This is a genomic window from Enterobacteriaceae endosymbiont of Donacia clavipes, assembly GCF_012570365.1.
Taxonomy (GTDB): Bacteria; Pseudomonadota; Gammaproteobacteria; order Enterobacterales; family Enterobacteriaceae.
Map to the genome: position 1 here is coordinate 148,484 of NZ_CP046208.1, position 17,290 is coordinate 165,773.

At 17.7% G+C, this 17,290-nt stretch carries 15 protein-coding genes, 1 tRNA gene and 1 pseudogene; 9 read left to right on the plus strand and 8 right to left on the minus strand.

Going from position 1 to position 17,290, the window contains the following annotated elements:
* Positions 1-273: 273 nt before the first annotated feature.
* The 8 genes and pseudogenes from GJT92_RS00740 to aroC all read left to right on the plus strand — a co-directional run bounded on the left by GJT92_RS00740 (position 274) and on the right by aroC (position 9,521).
* Positions 274-1,776, plus strand: a complete 1,503-nt coding sequence (locus GJT92_RS00740) for a leucyl aminopeptidase (RefSeq protein ID WP_168919602.1) — start codon at positions 274-276, stop codon at positions 1,774-1,776.
* A 40-nt stretch (positions 1,777-1,816) separates the two neighbouring features.
* A complete protein-coding gene (locus GJT92_RS00745) occupies positions 1,817-4,657 on the plus strand; it encodes a valine--tRNA ligase (protein ID WP_168919603.1) in 2,841 nt (946 codons plus the stop codon).
* 45 nt (positions 4,658-4,702) lie between these two features.
* Complete coding sequence (gene argF / locus GJT92_RS00750) at positions 4,703-5,731, plus strand: ornithine carbamoyltransferase (RefSeq protein WP_168919604.1); 1,029 nt, start codon at positions 4,703-4,705, stop codon at positions 5,729-5,731.
* Between the two features lie 145 nt (positions 5,732-5,876).
* Positions 5,877-6,098, plus strand: a pseudogene (locus tag GJT92_RS02275) (Rid family hydrolase); the annotation flags it as partial.
* A gap of 30 nt (positions 6,099-6,128) precedes the next feature.
* The gene (locus GJT92_RS00760; RefSeq protein WP_168919605.1) at positions 6,129-7,190 is read left to right on the plus strand and encodes an extracellular solute-binding protein; all 1,062 of its coding nucleotides are present in this window, start codon (positions 6,129-6,131) and stop codon (positions 7,188-7,190) included.
* 152 nt (positions 7,191-7,342) lie between these two features.
* Positions 7,343-7,415: transfer RNA gene (locus GJT92_RS00765), tRNA-Asn, on the plus strand.
* An 85-nt stretch (positions 7,416-7,500) separates the two neighbouring features.
* A complete protein-coding gene (gene prmB / locus GJT92_RS00770; RefSeq protein WP_168919606.1) occupies positions 7,501-8,409 on the plus strand; it encodes a 50S ribosomal protein L3 N(5)-glutamine methyltransferase in 909 nt (302 codons plus the stop codon).
* A gap of 44 nt (positions 8,410-8,453) precedes the next feature.
* Positions 8,454-9,521 (plus strand): chorismate synthase, encoded by a 1,068-nt coding sequence (aroC, locus tag GJT92_RS00775; RefSeq protein WP_168919607.1) that lies wholly within the window; start codon positions 8,454-8,456, stop codon positions 9,519-9,521.
* A gap of 9 nt (positions 9,522-9,530) precedes the next feature.
* On the opposite strand, the gene GJT92_RS00780 is transcribed toward aroC, so the two are convergent.
* The 6 genes from GJT92_RS00780 to GJT92_RS00805 all read right to left on the minus strand — a co-directional run bounded on the left by GJT92_RS00780 (position 9,531) and on the right by GJT92_RS00805 (position 15,016).
* Positions 9,531-10,136, minus strand: coding sequence for a redoxin domain-containing protein (locus GJT92_RS00780; protein ID WP_168919608.1), 606 nt, complete (start codon positions 10,134-10,136; stop codon positions 9,531-9,533).
* 391 nt (positions 10,137-10,527) lie between these two features.
* Positions 10,528-11,571 (minus strand): methyltransferase, encoded by a 1,044-nt coding sequence (locus GJT92_RS00785; protein WP_168919609.1) that lies wholly within the window; start codon positions 11,569-11,571, stop codon positions 10,528-10,530.
* A gap of 1 nt (position 11,572) precedes the next feature.
* Positions 11,573-12,421, minus strand: coding sequence for a bis(5'-nucleosyl)-tetraphosphatase (symmetrical) ApaH (gene apaH, locus GJT92_RS00790; protein ID WP_168919610.1), 849 nt, complete (start codon positions 12,419-12,421; stop codon positions 11,573-11,575).
* A gap of 11 nt (positions 12,422-12,432) precedes the next feature.
* Entirely contained in the window at positions 12,433-12,813 is a 381-nt protein-coding gene (apaG, locus tag GJT92_RS00795) for a Co2+/Mg2+ efflux protein ApaG (RefSeq protein WP_168919611.1), read from the minus strand.
* A 4-nt stretch (positions 12,814-12,817) separates the two neighbouring features.
* A complete protein-coding gene (rsmA, locus tag GJT92_RS00800; protein ID WP_168919612.1) occupies positions 12,818-13,618 on the minus strand; it encodes a 16S rRNA (adenine(1518)-N(6)/adenine(1519)-N(6))-dimethyltransferase RsmA in 801 nt (266 codons plus the stop codon).
* A 96-nt stretch (positions 13,619-13,714) separates the two neighbouring features.
* Positions 13,715-15,016: a peptidylprolyl isomerase gene (locus GJT92_RS00805; RefSeq protein WP_168919613.1), complete on the minus strand. Its 1,302-nt coding sequence runs from the start codon at positions 15,014-15,016 to the stop codon at positions 13,715-13,717.
* Between the two features lie 160 nt (positions 15,017-15,176).
* On the opposite strand from GJT92_RS00805, the gene djlA reads away from it, so the two are divergent.
* On the plus strand, positions 15,177-16,049 hold the full coding sequence (djlA, locus tag GJT92_RS00810) for a co-chaperone DjlA (protein WP_168919614.1): 873 nt from the start codon (positions 15,177-15,179) through the stop codon (positions 16,047-16,049).
* Positions 16,050-16,053: 4 nt separating this feature from the next.
* Here the strand turns inward: djlA and acpS are convergent, their stop codons facing one another.
* Positions 16,054-16,443: a holo-ACP synthase gene (gene acpS / locus GJT92_RS00815; RefSeq protein ID WP_168919615.1), complete on the minus strand. Its 390-nt coding sequence runs from the start codon at positions 16,441-16,443 to the stop codon at positions 16,054-16,056.
* A 16-nt stretch (positions 16,444-16,459) separates the two neighbouring features.
* Positions 16,460-17,287 (minus strand): GTPase Era, encoded by an 828-nt coding sequence (gene era, locus GJT92_RS00820; RefSeq protein ID WP_168919616.1) that lies wholly within the window; start codon positions 17,285-17,287, stop codon positions 16,460-16,462.
* Positions 17,288-17,290: the final 3 nt, after the last annotated feature.

Genomic DNA, 17,290 nt, shown 5'->3' on the forward strand with positions numbered 1-17,290 from the left:
AGAGGAAATGGGGACACATCTGTACTCATCAAGGGGGAGGAACAAATTTATTTTTAAAATTTCTAATTTTTTTAACTAATTATGAAACAATTCAATTACTAATATAAATTTTCTTTAAAATAAAAATATTTATATAATATTATTTTTTTAAATACTATTATATATTAGTATATTCAATATTCTATTATTTATTTTAATACTTTTAATACATAAAAATAATTTTTATTTATTATATATAATTATCTTTATTTCTATATATTTTGGAGATTATAAATGAAATATGTAGCAGAAAAAATAACTTTTTTTAAAAAAAATTTATTAGATTGTATTGTGATACCTATATTTGAAAAATATAAACTTTCTAAAATTACAAAAAAAATTAATATTATATCTAATAATTATATATTAGATATATTAAAAAAAAATAATATAAAAGGTAAAATTAATCAAAATATAATTTTATATCAAATTCCTAATTTTTCATTTAAAAAGGTAATGATTATTGGTTGTGGTATTAAAGAAAAAATTAATAGAACAACAAATAAATTAATAATTAATAATGTTATTAATACATTAAAAAAATATAAAATTAAAGAAATTATCTGGTATCTTACAGATATAAAAATAAATAACTGTACATTATACTGGAATATAAGAGATACAATTAATATTATTGAAAATAATATTTATGTATTTAATAAATTTCAAAATAACTCATCACAATTTTTATCAAAAATAATATTTAATATTAATAACAATAATTCTAATATTTATTATACTGCTATAAATCATGCAAAAGCAATTAATTTAGGTATAAAAAAAGCTAAAAATATAGCTAATCTTCCACCAAATATATGTACTCCTAAGTATTTATCCATTAAATCATTAGCATTAGCAAAAAAATATAAAAATATCTTTGTAAAAATTATTGATAAAAATGTTATGAAAAAAATAGGTATGAATGCTTATCTTGCAGTAAGTAAAGGTTCTAAAAATAAACCTTTTATTTCTATTTTAAAATATCAAAATAATGATAAATTACAACCTATAATATTATTAGGTAAAGGAGTAACTTTTGATTCTGGAGGTATATCTTTAAAACCAAGCAAAAATATGGAAGAAATGAAATATGATATGTGTGGTGCAGCAGCTGTATATGGAACTATATATGCAATAGCTAAACTTAAATTACCATTAAATATTATTGCTATTATAGCTGGATGTGAAAATATGCCAAGTAGTAAAGCATATAGACCTAGTGATATTATAAAAACAATGTCGGGATTAACTGTTGAAATTACAAACACAGATGCAGAAGGACGTTTAATTTTATGTGACGTATTAACATATATTAAAAAATATAATCCTAAATATGTTATTGATATTGCTACTTTAACAGGAGCTTGTGTTATAGCATTAGGTAATAATATAAGTGGTCTAATGTCTAATAATAAAAAATTATCTAATAATCTTATAAAATCTTCTTTAGAAACAGATGATCGTATTTGGGAGTTACCTATAGATGATAAAAATTATCATGATCAATTAAAATCTAATTTTGCTAATTTAGTTAATAGTAGTAATGGTTCAGCTGGCGCAATTACTGCAGCATGTTTTTTATCTAAATTTACTAAAAAATATAAATGGGCTCATATAGATATTGCAGGAACAGCATGGTATTATTTAAATCAAAAGGCAATTTCTTCAGGAAGACCTATTAATATGTTATGTCAATTTTTAATTAATGAGACATTAAATTACAAAACAAATAATTAATTTAATATAAATTTTATTTATATATAGGATATTTTTTATCATGGATAAAATATATAATCCAAGTTTTTTTGAAAAAAAAATTTATAATTACTGGGAAAATAATAAATATTTAAAAAATAAATTAGAAAATCCTAAAAAATATTTTTCTATTATGGTTCCACCTCCTAATATTACTGGATATTTACATATGGGACATGCGTTACAATATACAATTATTGATATCTTAATACGTTATCATCGTATGTTAGGAGAAAATGTATTATGTCAAGTAGGAATAGATCATGCAGGTATTGCAACACAAAGTTTAATAGAACAAAAAATTTTTAAAGAAACAGGAAAAACAAAAAATGATTATAATAAAAAATTTTTTTTAGAAAATATTTGGAAATGGAAAAAAAAATATAGTAATATTATTTATAATCAAATGAAAAGTTTAGGTTTATCTGCAAATTGGGAAAGAACAAGATTTACAATGGATAGTAAATTTACTAAATCTGTAAGAAATATTTTTATCTTACTTTATAATAATGGATTAGTATATAAAAAGAAAAAATTAATTCATTGGGATTTTAAATTAAAAACTGTAATTTCTGATTTAGAAGTAGAACATAAAAAAATAAAAACAAATATTTGGTATATAAAATATTTATTAGCAAATAAAATAAAAACTTTAGATAATAAAAATTATTTAATTGTAGCAACGACTCGTCCTGAAACATTATTGGCTGATACTGCAATAGCAATTAATCCATTAGATAAAAGGTATAATAATTTAATTGGAAAATTTGTAATTATACCGATAATTAAACGTAAAATTCCTATTATAGCTGATAATTATGCTAAAATAGAAAAAGGAACTGGATGTGTTAAAATTAGTCCGGCTCATGATTTTAATGATTATAAAATTGCAATAAAACATAACCTACCTCTAATTAATATTTTTGATTTAAATGGTAATATTGCAAATAAATATCAAATTTATAATAATAAAAAAAAAATAAATATTTTATCTGAAAATATACCTAAAAAATTACAAAAAATTAATTTTATAGAAGCAAGAAATATTATTATAAAAAAAATAAAAAAACAAGGACTATTGGATTCATACAAAAAAAAATTTACACTTATTCCATTTAATATTCGTAGTAATACAGTAATTATTCCTATGTTAACAAATCAATGGTATCTTAATACAAAAATTTTATCAAAAAATGCAATTAATGCTGTAAAAACAAAACAAATAAATTTTTTTCCTAAACAGTACAAAAATATGTTTTATTCTTGGATGAATAATATTCAAGATTGGTGTATATCTAGACAACTATGGTGGGGACATCAAATACCCGCTTGGTATGATCAAAATAATAATATTTATGTAGGTAAAAATTTAAAAGAAATAAGAAAGAAATATAATTTAAATAAAAAAATATGTTTAATACAAGATTCTGATGTTTTAGATACATGGTTTTCATCAAGTTTATGGACTTTTATTACATTAGATTGGCCTAAAAATAAAAAAGATTTTTTCTTATTTCATCCTACAAGTGTAATTGTAAGTGGTTTTGATATTATTTTTTTTTGGATATCAAGAATGATAATGATGACAATGTATTTTGTTAAAAACAAAAATAATATTCCACAAATTCCTTTTAAAGACATATTAATGACAGGATTAATAAGAGATAATAAAGGAAATAAAATGTCTAAATCTAAAAATAATATTGTTAATCCTATAGATTTTATTGAAGGTACTTTATCTAAAAATATATTGAATAATCAAAATTATAAAAAAAACCATGAAATTAAATTTTTTAAAAAAAATATAGAAAAAAAAATATCAAATATAATTTACGGAGCAGATGCATTAAGATTTACATTAGCTTCTTTATCATCTACGGGACGTGATATATATTGGGATATAAATAGATTAGAAGGATATCGTAATTTTTGTAATAAAATTTGGAATGCAAGTTTTTTTATATTAAAAAATATAAAATATGAATTTATTAAAAATAAAGAAAATTTATCTTTAGTAGATAAATGGATTTGGTCTGAATACCATTTAGTAATTAAATCTTATACAAAATCATTTAATGCATATCGTTTTGATTATTCTACTAATATTTTATATAATTTTATATGGAATAAATTTTGTAATTGGTACTTAGAATATAGTAAATTAATTTTTCAAGAAAAAAATCAATCAAAATACTCAGGAACATATTATACTTTATATCATCTTTTTAAATCATTATTAAAATTATCACATCCTATAATTCCATTTATTACTGAATATATATGGCAAGAAATAAATAAAAATGATAAAAATAAGTATAATGATAGTATTATGATAAAAGCTTTTCCTAAGTTTGATAAATTAAAAATAAATCAAAAATCTATAGATATTTTTAACATTTTTATGAAAATAATTACAACTATTCGTAAATCTAAAATAGAAATGAATATAAATAATAATACAAAAATTAATTTATATATAAAAAATATCGATTATGAATTAAATATTTTTTTTAAAAAAAATATAAATATTTTAAAAAAATTTGCACATCTTCAAAAAATTTTTTTTATTCAAGAAAATATTGATTTTCCTGAAAAATCATTAATAAATAAAATAAATAAAATTGAATTTGCAATAACCTTAAATAAGAAAATTATTAATCAAAAAGAATTATTAAATAAAATTATTAAAAAATTACAAGATAATCAAAAAATAATAAATATTTTAAACAAAAATATTACAAATAAAAATTTTTTATCTAAAGCTCCACAACAAATTATAAAAAAAAGATTAGAAAAAATAAAAAATTGTAAAATTTTAAAAAAAGAATTATTAAAAAAAATTTTATTAATTAAAAATTTATAATATTTATTATTAATTTAAAATTATTTATAAAGAAGGATTTATATTATGAATCAATTTTATAATAAACATTTTTTAAAACTATCAGATTTTTCAAAAAAAGATATTTTTGAATTAATTAAAATTTCAGAAAAATTAAAATATGATAAAAAAAATTTTCAAGAAAAAAAAACATTAATAAATAAAAATATTATTCTAATTTTTGAAAAAAATTCAACACGAACTAGATGTTCATTTGAAATAGCTTGTTTTGATCAAGGAGCTAATGTTACTTATTTAGATATTAAAAATAGTCATATAGGATATAAAGAATCATTAAAAGATTCTGCAAGAATTTTAAGTAATATGTATAATGGATTACAGTATAGAGGAAAATATCAAAAAAATTTAGAAATTTTTGCTAAATATTCTAAAATTCCTGTATGGAATGGTTTAACAAATGAATTTCATCCTACTCAAATATTAGCAGATTTATTAACTATTAAAGAACATACAAAAAATAAAAATATAGATCAAATAAAATTATCTTACATAGGTGACATAAATAATAATATATCTTTAAGCTTAATAGAAGCATCAATTATAATTGATTTTGAATTATATTTAATTTCTCCACAAAAAATTGAAGCAAATAATAATCCATATATAAATAATATTTTAAAAAAAATAAAAAATAAAAATAAGATTCATATAACAAATAATATTGATATAGGCATTAAAAATGCTGATTTTGTTTATACTGACGTTTGGTTATCTATGGGAGAAAAAACATCTTTAAAATTATGGGAAAAAAAAATTAAAATATTTTCTAATTATCAAGTAAATAAATTATTATTAATAAAAAGTAACAATCCTAATATTAAAGTTATGCATTGTTTGCCTTCTTTACATTTATATAATCATTATAAAAAACTTTTTACTAAAGAAATTATATCTAAATATAAATTATTTAATGGATTAGAAATTACAAATGAAGTTTTTGAATCTAATAATAGTATTATTTTTCAACAAGCAGAAAATAAAATACATACTATTAAAGCTGTAATGACATCTACTTTATTAAAAAAAAAATATTAAAATTTTTAATTTTAATATTTTATTCAAATTAATAATTTTAAATTTTATTTAAAAATATTATTTTTATTTCTGACCAAATTCCTATAAATCAAATTAATGTGATTATATAATTAAGTATTAATAAAAAAATTTTCAAGTTTTTAAAAATATAAGATATATATTTAAAAAAATTAAGTTTTCTATAAAAAATATAATTAAAATTACAATATTTTTAAAAAATTTAGATAATTATGATAAAATAAATATTATTTATGAAAAGTATTTTTTAAAAAATATTGTAAATTATCCTACAAAAATATATTTAGAAGTATCTAAATTATCTAAAAATATTAAAATTGAAGTAGAAACTATAACTATAAAATTATAAATTTAACTTTAAATTATAAGGTTTAAAATAATGTTTTTATTTTTAAGATTAATTTGTATTATTTTTATATTAATATTATTACCAATAACAAAAAAATATTTAAGTAATTATAAATCTTATCAAGAAACTGTTTTTTTTTATAATTGGACAGAATATGTTCCAGATAAAATTTTAAAAAAATTTACAAAAGAAACTGGTATCAAAGTTATTTATTCTACATATGATTCTAATGAAAGCATGTATACAAAATTAAAAACTTATAAAAAGCAATCATATGATTTGATTGTTCCTTCTACATATTTTGTCTCTAAAATGAAAAATGAAGGTATGATACAAAAAATAGAAAAAAAAAAATTAACTAATTTTTCTAATTTAGATATTAAGTTTTTAAATAAACCCTTTGATTTAAATAATGAATACTCAATACCATACATATGGGGTGCAACAGCTATAGGAGTTAATACAAATAAAATAAATCCTAAATATATAAATAGTTGGTCTGATTTATGGAATAAAAAATATTATAAATCTATTTCATTAATAGATGATGCAAAAGAAGTATTTCAAATTGCTTTAATAAAATTAGGTTATCCTGGTAATACTAAAAATTTAAAATATATTAAAAAAGCTTTTATAGAATTAAAAAAATTAATGAAAAATGTTATTTCATTTAATTCTGATAATCCTGGTTATCCTTTTATGGATGAATCAGTAAATATAGGTATGATATGGAATGGGGCTGCTTATTCTGTAAAAAAATTAGGTATTCCTTTAAAATTTATTTGGCCTAAAGAAGGAGGAATTTTTTGGATGGATAGTTTTGTAATACCAACTAATGCAAAAAATGTTGAAGGAGCTTTAAAATTAATTAATTTTTTATTAAGACCAGACATAGCAGCTCAAATAGCTATAATAACTGGATATTCTACCCCTAATTTAGAAGCTCAAAAATTACTACCAAAAAATATGATTAATAATAATATGTTATATCCAAATAATGAAATAATTAAAAAAGGCACATGGCAAAATGATGTAGGTACAAATATAAGTAAAATATATGAAATATATTTTCAACAATTAAAAAATATATAATATTAAATAAATAAATTAATTTTTTAAAATTAATTTATTATAAAATTTTTTAAATAAAATATTTATATAAATTAAAAAATTTAGTCTAAATATATTGTATAATATAATTTTCTTGACACATAAATAATAAATATAATATCATATTAAAATAATCCTCTGTAGTTCAGTTGGTAGAACGGCGGACTGTTAATCCGTATGTCACTGGTTCGAATCCAGTCAGGGGAGTATAAAATTTTTTTTGCATAATATCATAAAATATATTTTTATATTTAAATTATTTTAATATTATTTTTATTATAGGATATATTATATGGTAATAAAATTAAATAATCTTCTTAATAAAGAAATTATATACGAATTATTATCAATTGAAGATATAATACGTTGGATAACAAGTTGTTTTAATATATCTAATTTATGGTATGGTCATGGTAATGATAATCCATGGGACGAAGCGTTACATTTAGTTTTATCTTTTCTAGGTTTACCTCCTTATTTATGGAAAAAAATTTATAAAGCTAAACTAACTCTTAAAGAACGTAAATTAATTTTTAAACTAGTATTAAAACGTATAAAAAAAAAAATTCCTGTAGTATATTTAACTAAAAGAACTTGGTTTTGTGGACATGAATTATACATTGATAATCGAGTATTAATACCTAGATCTCCAATTTCTGAATTAATCAATAATAAATTTAAATCTATTATTTCTCCTTATAAAAAACCTAAACATATATTAGATTTATGTACTGGAAGTGGTTGTATTGCAATTGCTTGTTCATATTTATTTCCTGATGCACATATAGATGCAGTAGATATTTCTTTAGATGCAATTAATGTAGCAGAGTATAATATACAATTACATGGATTAGAAAATAAAATTACTCCTATTTGTAGTAATTTATTTGAAAAATTAGAAAAGTTAACTTATGATTTAATTATTACTAATCCACCATATGTAGATAAAAAAGATATAAATTTTTTACCAAAAGAATATTCATATGAACCTAAAATTAGTTTAATTTCAGATAATAATGGTATAGAAATTATTGAAAAAATAATATCTCAATCATTTTATTATCTTAAAAAAGATGGTATCTTAATTTGTGAAGTAGGAGATAAAATGGCAGATATAATAAAAAAATATCCAGAAAAATTTTTTCAATGGATTAATATAAAAAATGGAGGTATAGGTATATTTAAAATCAAAAATATTTAGTATATAGATTCTTTATATAATTTTTAAAATTAAGGAGTATTTTTATGGCTGGAAATAGTATTGGACAATTATTTAAAGTTACAACTTTTGGTGAATCTCATGGTGTATCTTTGGGATGTATTATAGATGGAGTTCCTCCAAAAATACCTTTAAAAATAAATGATTTACAAAAAGATTTAGATAGACGAAAACCAGGATTATCAAAATATACTTCTCCTCGTAAAGAAAAAGATAAAATAAAAATTTTATCCGGAATATTTAATGGTTTAACAACAGGAACCAGTATTGGTCTCATGATTAATAATATGGATATTAGATCTAAAGATTATGATAACTTAAAAAATGTTTTTCGTCCTGGACACGCTGATTATACTTATGAAAAAAAATACGGAATTAGAGATTATAGAGGTGGTGGCCGTTCTTCAGCTAGAGAAACAACTATGCGTGTTGCAGCAGGAGCTGTCGCTAAAAAATATTTATTAATGAAATTTAATTTAAAAATTCAAGGATATTTATCTCAAATGGGTAATATAGTTTGTAATTTTGATAACTGGGAAGAAGTAAATAAAAATCCTTTTTTTTGTCCTAATAAATATCAGATAAAATCTTTACAAGATATGATAAATAATTTAAAAAAAAATGGTGATTCTATAGGAGCAAAAATTACTATAGTTGTTGAAAATGTGCCAATAGGATTAGGAGAACCAGTATTTGATAAATTAGATGCAGATATAGCACATGCTATAATGAGTATTAATGCTGTTAAAGGAATAGAAATAGGAGATGGATTTAATTCTATTAATAAATTAGGAAGTAAATATAGAGATGAAATAAGATCAAATGGATTTAAAAGTAATAATTCAGGAGGAATATTAGGAGGAATTAGTACGGGACAAAATATTGTTATAAATTTTGTAGTAAAACCTACTTCTAGTATTTCTATTCCAGGAAAAACAATTAATTACTCAGGACAAGAAACATCTTGTATTACACAAGGACGTCATGATCCTTGTGTTGGAATTAGAGCTGTTCCTATAGGTGAAGCAATGGTTGCTATAATTTTAATGGATCATTTTTTACGTTATCGTGCCCAATGTATTGATATTTTTTAAAATAAAAAATTAATATAATTCATTTATATTATTAGATAAATAATTTATAATTCCTTTAGAAGTAGGATTTATACTTTTTTTACCTTTTTCCCATTGTGCAGGACAAACATCACCATATTTTTCATTATGTTCTACAGCATCAATCATTCTAATAACTTCATTTATATTTCTACCAAATGGTAAATCATTTATTAATTGATGTCTTACTATTCCTTTTTTATCTATTAAAAATAAAGCTCTTAATGCTATACTTAATTCAGGATGTTCAATTCCATAAGATTTTTGTATATTTTTTTTGATATCAGATATCATTATAAATTTAATATTTCCAATTCCTCCTTGATTGATTGGAGTATTTCTCCAAGCATAATGTACAAATTGTGAGTCACATGAAATACCTAAAATTTTTACATTTCTTTTTTTAAAATGATTATAATATTTATTAAATGTTATAATTTCTGTAGGACAAACAAATGTAAAATCTAAAGGCCAAAAAAATATTATAGTTATTGTATTTTTTGAATATTTATATAAATTAAAATTATCAATTATCAAACCATCAGGAAGAACAGCAGGTGCATTAAAATCAGGAGCTTTTTTAGTAACTAATATCATATTTTCCTCTTAAATTATATTTAATATAACATAATTATGTATGTTATTTTATATGTAAATTTTTTATCTATATAATTTTATTAAAATAAACAAAAATTAGATGATTTTAATTATCAAATTTTTTTAAAAAAATCAATATATAATTTGTTTTTATATATTATTGTAACATTTCAATACTATTGATTATAACAAGTTTTTTATTTGGTTCTTTATTTATTAATTTGATTTTAATTATATATATTAAATTAAATTATTTAGTTTAAATAAATTAAAAATTTTTTATTTAAAATAAATATTTATTATATATAAAAAATATTATTAGTAAATATATTATTATTTTTTATATTAATTTTATTTTAATGAGTAATTTCTTATTTTTAAAACTTATTATTTATTTATTTTTTATACTATAAACAGAAAAATTTTTATTTTTAGATAAAATATTAAATTTAATTAAAAATTTTTTAAAAATTTTAGAACATGATATAAAATTATTTATTACAAATAATAATTTTCCATTACGTTTTGTTTTTTCTTTAAATTTACTTATCATTTGATAAATAAATTTTAATGAATAATTTAAATCATTATGAATAGGAGGATTTGATATAATAAAATCAAATTTTTTATTAATTTTAGAATAAACATCACTTGGAAATACATTATTATTTTCTAATAAATTTACATTTAATGTTTTTTTTGTTGAAATAATTGCTTTTATATCAATATCAGTTGAATATAATATAAATTTTTTTTTATTTTTTTTCATATTATTACTTAATATAGTAGAAATAATACCAGAACCACATCCTAAATCTAATATTTCTCCTTTAATATTTAAATAATTAATAATAGTAGAAATTAAAAATTTACTACCATCATCAAATTTATTATTTCCAAAAATACCGGGTAAATTATATATTTTAAAATTTTTATAATAATAATATTTCCAATAATCTTTTATATTAAAAAATATTTCTTTTTTAAGAGTTGCGTGAAATACAATATGTTTTCTTGCATTAATAATTTTTTCAAAATAAATAATTTTTAATTCTTTTATATTTTTAATATTTTTTATACCACTATTATTAGCCCCTATAATATAGATATCACTTTTAAAAGTTAAAAATGATATTATATTTTTTAATATAAAAATAGATTCTTTTTTATTTTTTAACCAAAAAAATATAAGAACATTAAAACTATATTTTTTATATTTATTTCCTTTCATTATGCCATAATAAATATTATTATTTATCATTTTTTTTAACCATATATAATAATCATATTTATGAGTATTTATAAAACTTATTAAAGTATTTAAATAAATTGGCATTGTATCTTGTATATTTCCAGCAAAAATTACTCTATGATTAATAAATTTATTTTTAAACAAACGTAATAAATATTGACTTATTGGTAATAATATATACATTTTAAATTTTACAAATTTTACTAAAAAATTGTTTTTTTTCCCATGAATAAATTGTTAATTTTTTACCCCAACAACATCCAGTATCTAATCCTATAATTTTTTTAGGTGTGTATTTTCCTCCTTGTAAATCAGACCAATGTCCAAAAAATATTGTATATTTTTTATATAAAATATTAGGTATCCAAAACCAAGGTTTTAATGTCTTAGATAAAATATCATTAGGAGCTTTTTTAGTAAACATTTCTAATGTACCATTTGGATAACAATATCTCATTTTTGTTAACGAATTTACAATAAAATTAAAACGTTTAAATCCTATTAGTGTATTTTTTTCCCAATCATTAACCTGATAATTTTCATTATTTATATAATCAAGAAATATTTTATTATTTTTTCCAGAAATAATATTCTTTGCTTCATAAGCAAAAGATAATATTTCTTTTATATTATTCCATTGTGGTGTGATACCAGCATGAGACATTAAAATTTTCTTATTTTTATCATATTGTATTAATGGTTGATATTTTAACCAATAATTTACAATAAATATAATTTTTTCATTTTTTAATAATTGTAAAATTTGTGAATCATTAATTTTATTATAATTATTATTAATATTATAGTCTAAGACTAATGATATTAAATATAAGTCATGATTTCCTAAAACTAATTTTACAGAATCTTTAATAGAATATAAATAACATAATACTTTTATAGAATCTGGACCTCTTGCAATAAGATCTCCTGTAACCCATAATTGATCTTTTTTACAATTAAAATGAATTTTTTTTAACAAGGAAATAAATTCATTATAGTATCCGTGAATATCACCAATAAGATAAGTAGTCATTTTTTTATATATTAATGAATGTAAGTTTTAATTGCTAAACGAAAAATTGGAATATCTACATGATAAACATTATTTTTTTCATCTATCATAATATAATGTCCCTGCATTATTCCAATTGGAGTTTCTAAAATTGCTCCACTAGTATAATGAAAATCATTTCCTGGTCTAATATATGGTTTTTTACCTATTACTCCTTCTCCATATATTTGAGTTTTTTGACCATTACCATTAGTAATGGTCCAATAACGACTAATTAATTGTAATATTTTTTTACCTAAATTATGTATTGTGATTGTATATGCAAAAACATAACGATTAACTGTAGGTATTGATTGAGATTTTATATAAATACTATGTGATTTTATATAAACTTGAGATAATAACGATTTCATAAGTTTATAACCTTTTATTTTTTAATTCTAACCAATGAGCTAACTGACAATATTCTGATATTGAAACATCTTCAGCACGAATTTTATAATCGATACCTAAAAAATTTAATTCTTCTATAGAAAATAAATTTATTAAACTATTACGTAATATTTTTCTTCTCATACTAAAAGTTTGTTTAATAATTTTTTTTAAAAAAAAAATGTTATTTAGATTATAAGGATTATTATTGTATGGTCTCATATATATCATATTAGAAATTATTTTAGGTTTTGGAAAAAAAGAACTTGGTTCAATCTTTATTAAAGATTTTATTTTAAAAAATAATTGTGTAATTATACTTAAACGACCATAATTTTTTTCTCCTGGTTGAGCAATTAAACAATCTACTACTTCTTTTTGCATAATAAAATTAATATCTTTAATATTATTTAAATATTTAAATAAATAAAATATTATTGTAGTAGAAATATTATACGGTAAACTTCCAAATATACGTATCCTTTTTTTAAATTTTTTTATTAAATTTAAAAAATTAAAATTTAAAACATTATTTAATATAAAATTTACATTTGTATTTATTAAAATTTTATTTTTTTTTAAAATATTAATTAAATTTTTATCAATTTCAATAACTGAAAAATTTTTATTATAACTAGTCATAGGTATGGTCAATGAACCTAATCCTGGTCCTATTTCAACCATATTATGGTGGTATTTTGGATTTATTAAAAAAATAATATTTTTAATAATATTTTTATTAATTAATATATGTTGTCCATAATTTTTTTTAAGAAAGATTTTCATAACATTATTTCTTATACATAAAAAATTTTATTTTAAAAGAATCTATATATTTTATATATATTTATTAATTTATAACATTATAATATTATTTTTTTATTATTTCATTAAGTTTTTAATATATATTGTTTTAGCATATTCATAAATAAAAAAATCAGATTCTTTTTCAAGATTTTGTTTTAAAATAATATTATAAGCTTCTTTTTTAAAAAAATTTTTTGTTTTTTGATTATTTTCTTCATTTAATAATTGAATTATATAATATCCATTAGAGATTTTAATAGGTAAACTAAATTGATTTATTTTTAATTTTCCTAAAATTTTTTGAAAATTTATGTAAAAGGAATTTAATGGCACCCAAATAATATTTTCTTTAAATTTAATTATTTTTTTATTTTCTAAAATTAATTTCATTGCTTTTTTAAAAGTAATTTTTTTTTTTAAAAGATTAAAATAGATATAATTTATTTTTTTTTTGATGTTTTTTTTATTAAAATTATATTTATCTATATATATAAAACGTAATAATACTTTTTTATTATCAATATTATTAATTGATACAATATTATTTATTTTTAAAATAAAAATTTTAGAATATAAATATATTGGACCTATTATATTTCCTTTTTTTGATTTATCTAAATAATTAATTAAAATTAATGGTAATTCATCTTCCATACCTTTTAGAGTTATTTTTTTTATTTTTGAATTAGAAATAAATAAATTACTTTCAATATTTTTGATATGATTATTTAATTTATTATTTTTTAATATATTTAATAATTTAGATATTAAGCTTAATTTATAATTAAAATCATTTTTTAATAATGATTTTGATTTATTAACTGTTAAATAAAATAAAGTGATGTTATATTTTTTATGAAATTTAGATTTTAAATATAATTGATTACTTAAAGAGTTAATTTCTTCATCAAAAATATTTATTGTATTTTTTATTAAAATATTTTTAAACATATAAATTAAGAGACTTTTTCTCATAAAACTCAAATATATTTTATAACTAATATGATTTTTTACAAATCTTTTTTTTAAAAGATTTTCATTAATATTATTTTGTTGATACATATTTAAAATAAAATTATTTAAGTTATTTCTAGAAATATAAAAATTGTTATTTTTTATAATTTGTAAAAAAATATTATTTTTTATTAAATCTTCAATATTACTGATATCTAATATGGAATTTAATAATTCATTTTCATTATTATGAATATAATTAAATATATTTAAAATATCATAAATATTTTTTTTAGAAACTATTTCATTATTTATAATAAATCCAATACCATCAATATTTTCTATTGATGTAGATATACATCTAGATGTATTAAATATACAATATGTTATTGTTATAATAAATATTATTTTTTTAATTATCATTTTATATCCTATATAAAAAATATATTTTATATTAGTTATAATAATTTTATTTTAAATTTATTCAATATTTATTATTTAATAATATATTAAATTTTAGATATTTATAAATTAATAATTTATTATATTAAATTATAATTTCAATATATTCATTGAGGTTTATATGTTTTTTTGGTTAAAATTATTATTATTTTTAATAAGTTTTATAGTTAATTGTAAGATTATTTATCATTTAATAAATATAATAATAATTATATTAATTAGCTACTTAATTAATAAAATATATAAATTTTATTTTAAAAATAATTATGATATTTATAATATAAAAAAAATATTTCTCCAAATTAATTTTGAAGTAATGGGATATATAAGTAAATCAAAAGGTTTTGTTAGTAATAATGATATAATTATTACAACAAAACTAATAAAAAAAATGAAATTAAATAATAAAGATATTATTTTTGTTCGTAAATCATTTATAAGTGGTAAAAAAAAAGATTATCCTTTAATTTATAAATTAAATCAATTAGATTATGTAATTTATAAAGATACTTATTTAATAAATAAATTTTTAGAAATACAACTTGAATTATCTTTTATTAATAAATATTTAAACCCAAAAACTAGACAAATATTATTTATCATATTTCAAGAATTAAAAATATCTTTATACCAAATTATGACAATAATTAATAAATTAAAATGTAAAAATAAATATATTAATGAAAAAGATTTATTTTTTCATAAAAATTATTATCAATTTCAAGAACAAACAACAAACAATAATTTTAATTATAATAATTATCAAAATACAAATAATGATAAATCTGATTTAGATCAAGCATATAAATTATTAGGAATTAAATATAATGATGATCTTTTAACTATTAAAAGAGCATATCATAAATTAATCAGTAAATATCATCCAGATAAATTAATTTCTAAAGGTCATACATTAAAACAATTAGAAATAGCAAAGATTAAAACTCAAAATATACATAAAGCATATAATATAATAAAAAAACATATTATATAAAATTTTATAATTTTTCAATTATAACTATTGCACAAGTATAATTAATTTCATCTGATAAAGAAACGTGAATATAATAACTATTAGTTATATTTTTTAAAATTTTTAGAGCTTGCTTATAAAATTTTAATTTTGGTTTGCCATTTTTATAATGTAAAAGTTCTATTTGATTAAAAAATATTCCATTAGTAAAACCAGTATTAAGAGCTTTTACTGCTGCTTCTTTAACAGAAAAATATTTTGATAAAATTTTAATTTTTTTATTTTTATTTTTTTTATAAATAGATAATTCATATTGAGTTAATATTCTATATACAAAACGTTTTCCAAAATATTTAAATGTTTTTTTAATTCTACTAATTTCTACTACATCTATACCAATACCAATTATACTCATAATTAATTTTTACCAATTATTTAATTTGTACCCATATTTTTAAATTTATTTTTTTTTTAAAAAAATTTTCTATATTTTGTTCAGATTGATATTTAATTAATTTTAATTTTTTTGCTTTTTTACCTATTATTATTTTTTTTTGATTTAAATTTTTTACTAAAAATAATATTTTTATTTCATTTTTTTTTATTTTTTCTTTGAGAATATTATTTATTTTAATATTTATTAAGTAAGGTAATTCTTTATGAATGTATTTTATAATATTTTCTCTTATAATTTCTTTAATAATAATTTCTTTTGTTTGATTTGTAATATAATTTTTAGGATAACGATGTTTTTTTTTAGGTAAATTTTTACAAATAAAATTATTAATAACATCAGTATATAATTTATATTTAGCTGAAATTATAAATAAAAAAATAAATTTTATTTTTTTTTTAATAGAATTAATATATGGTAATAAAATATTTTTATTTTTAATTTTATCAACTTTATTAATAATTAATATTATTGGAATATTAATTTTATTTAAAATTTCCAAAATTTTTTTTTCTATATGATTCCATTTATTTCTATCTAAAACAAATAAAATAAAATTAAATTTATTATTTATTAATAAATTAAAATTTATTTTATTAAAAAATATATTACCTGGAGTATCAATATATTCTATTTGATAAGAATTATTATTATATATTCCTACTATATTAAAATTAGTAGTATTAATTTTATGAGAAATAATAGAAATTTTTTTACCTATTAATGTATTTATTAAGGTAGATTTTCCTACATTAGATCTTCCTAAAATTAAAATTTTACCATAATACGAAAATGTTATTTTCACATA

What these genes read in the sequence shown, in the direction of transcription:
- aroC (WP_168919607.1), top strand. Translation starts at nt 8,454, where the DNA reads ATGGCTGGAAATAGTATTGGACAATTATTTAAAGTTACAACTTTTGGT.
- GJT92_RS00805 (WP_168919613.1), bottom strand. Translation starts at nt 15,016, where the DNA reads ATGATAATTAAAAAAATAATATTTATTATAACAATAACATATTGTATA.
- apaG (WP_168919611.1), bottom strand. Translation starts at nt 12,813, where the DNA reads ATGAAATCGTTATTATCTCAAGTTTATATAAAATCACATAGTATTTAT.
- djlA (WP_168919614.1), top strand. Translation starts at nt 15,177, where the DNA reads ATGTTTTTTTGGTTAAAATTATTATTATTTTTAATAAGTTTTATAGTT.
- apaH (WP_168919610.1), bottom strand. Translation starts at nt 12,421, where the DNA reads ATGACTACTTATCTTATTGGTGATATTCACGGATACTATAATGAATTT.
- rsmA (WP_168919612.1), bottom strand. Translation starts at nt 13,618, where the DNA reads ATGAAAATCTTTCTTAAAAAAAATTATGGACAACATATATTAATTAAT.
- GJT92_RS00780 (WP_168919608.1), bottom strand. Translation starts at nt 10,136, where the DNA reads ATGATATTAGTTACTAAAAAAGCTCCTGATTTTAATGCACCTGCTGTT.
- GJT92_RS00740 (WP_168919602.1), top strand. Translation starts at nt 274, where the DNA reads ATGAAATATGTAGCAGAAAAAATAACTTTTTTTAAAAAAAATTTATTA.
- GJT92_RS00760 (WP_168919605.1), top strand. Translation starts at nt 6,129, where the DNA reads ATGTTTTTATTTTTAAGATTAATTTGTATTATTTTTATATTAATATTA.
- acpS (WP_168919615.1), bottom strand. Translation starts at nt 16,443, where the DNA reads ATGAGTATAATTGGTATTGGTATAGATGTAGTAGAAATTAGTAGAATT.
- prmB (WP_168919606.1), top strand. Translation starts at nt 7,501, where the DNA reads ATGGTAATAAAATTAAATAATCTTCTTAATAAAGAAATTATATACGAA.
- GJT92_RS00745 (WP_168919603.1), top strand. Translation starts at nt 1,817, where the DNA reads ATGGATAAAATATATAATCCAAGTTTTTTTGAAAAAAAAATTTATAAT.
- argF (WP_168919604.1), top strand. Translation starts at nt 4,703, where the DNA reads ATGAATCAATTTTATAATAAACATTTTTTAAAACTATCAGATTTTTCA.
- GJT92_RS00785 (WP_168919609.1), bottom strand. Translation starts at nt 11,571, where the DNA reads ATGTATATATTATTACCAATAAGTCAATATTTATTACGTTTGTTTAAA.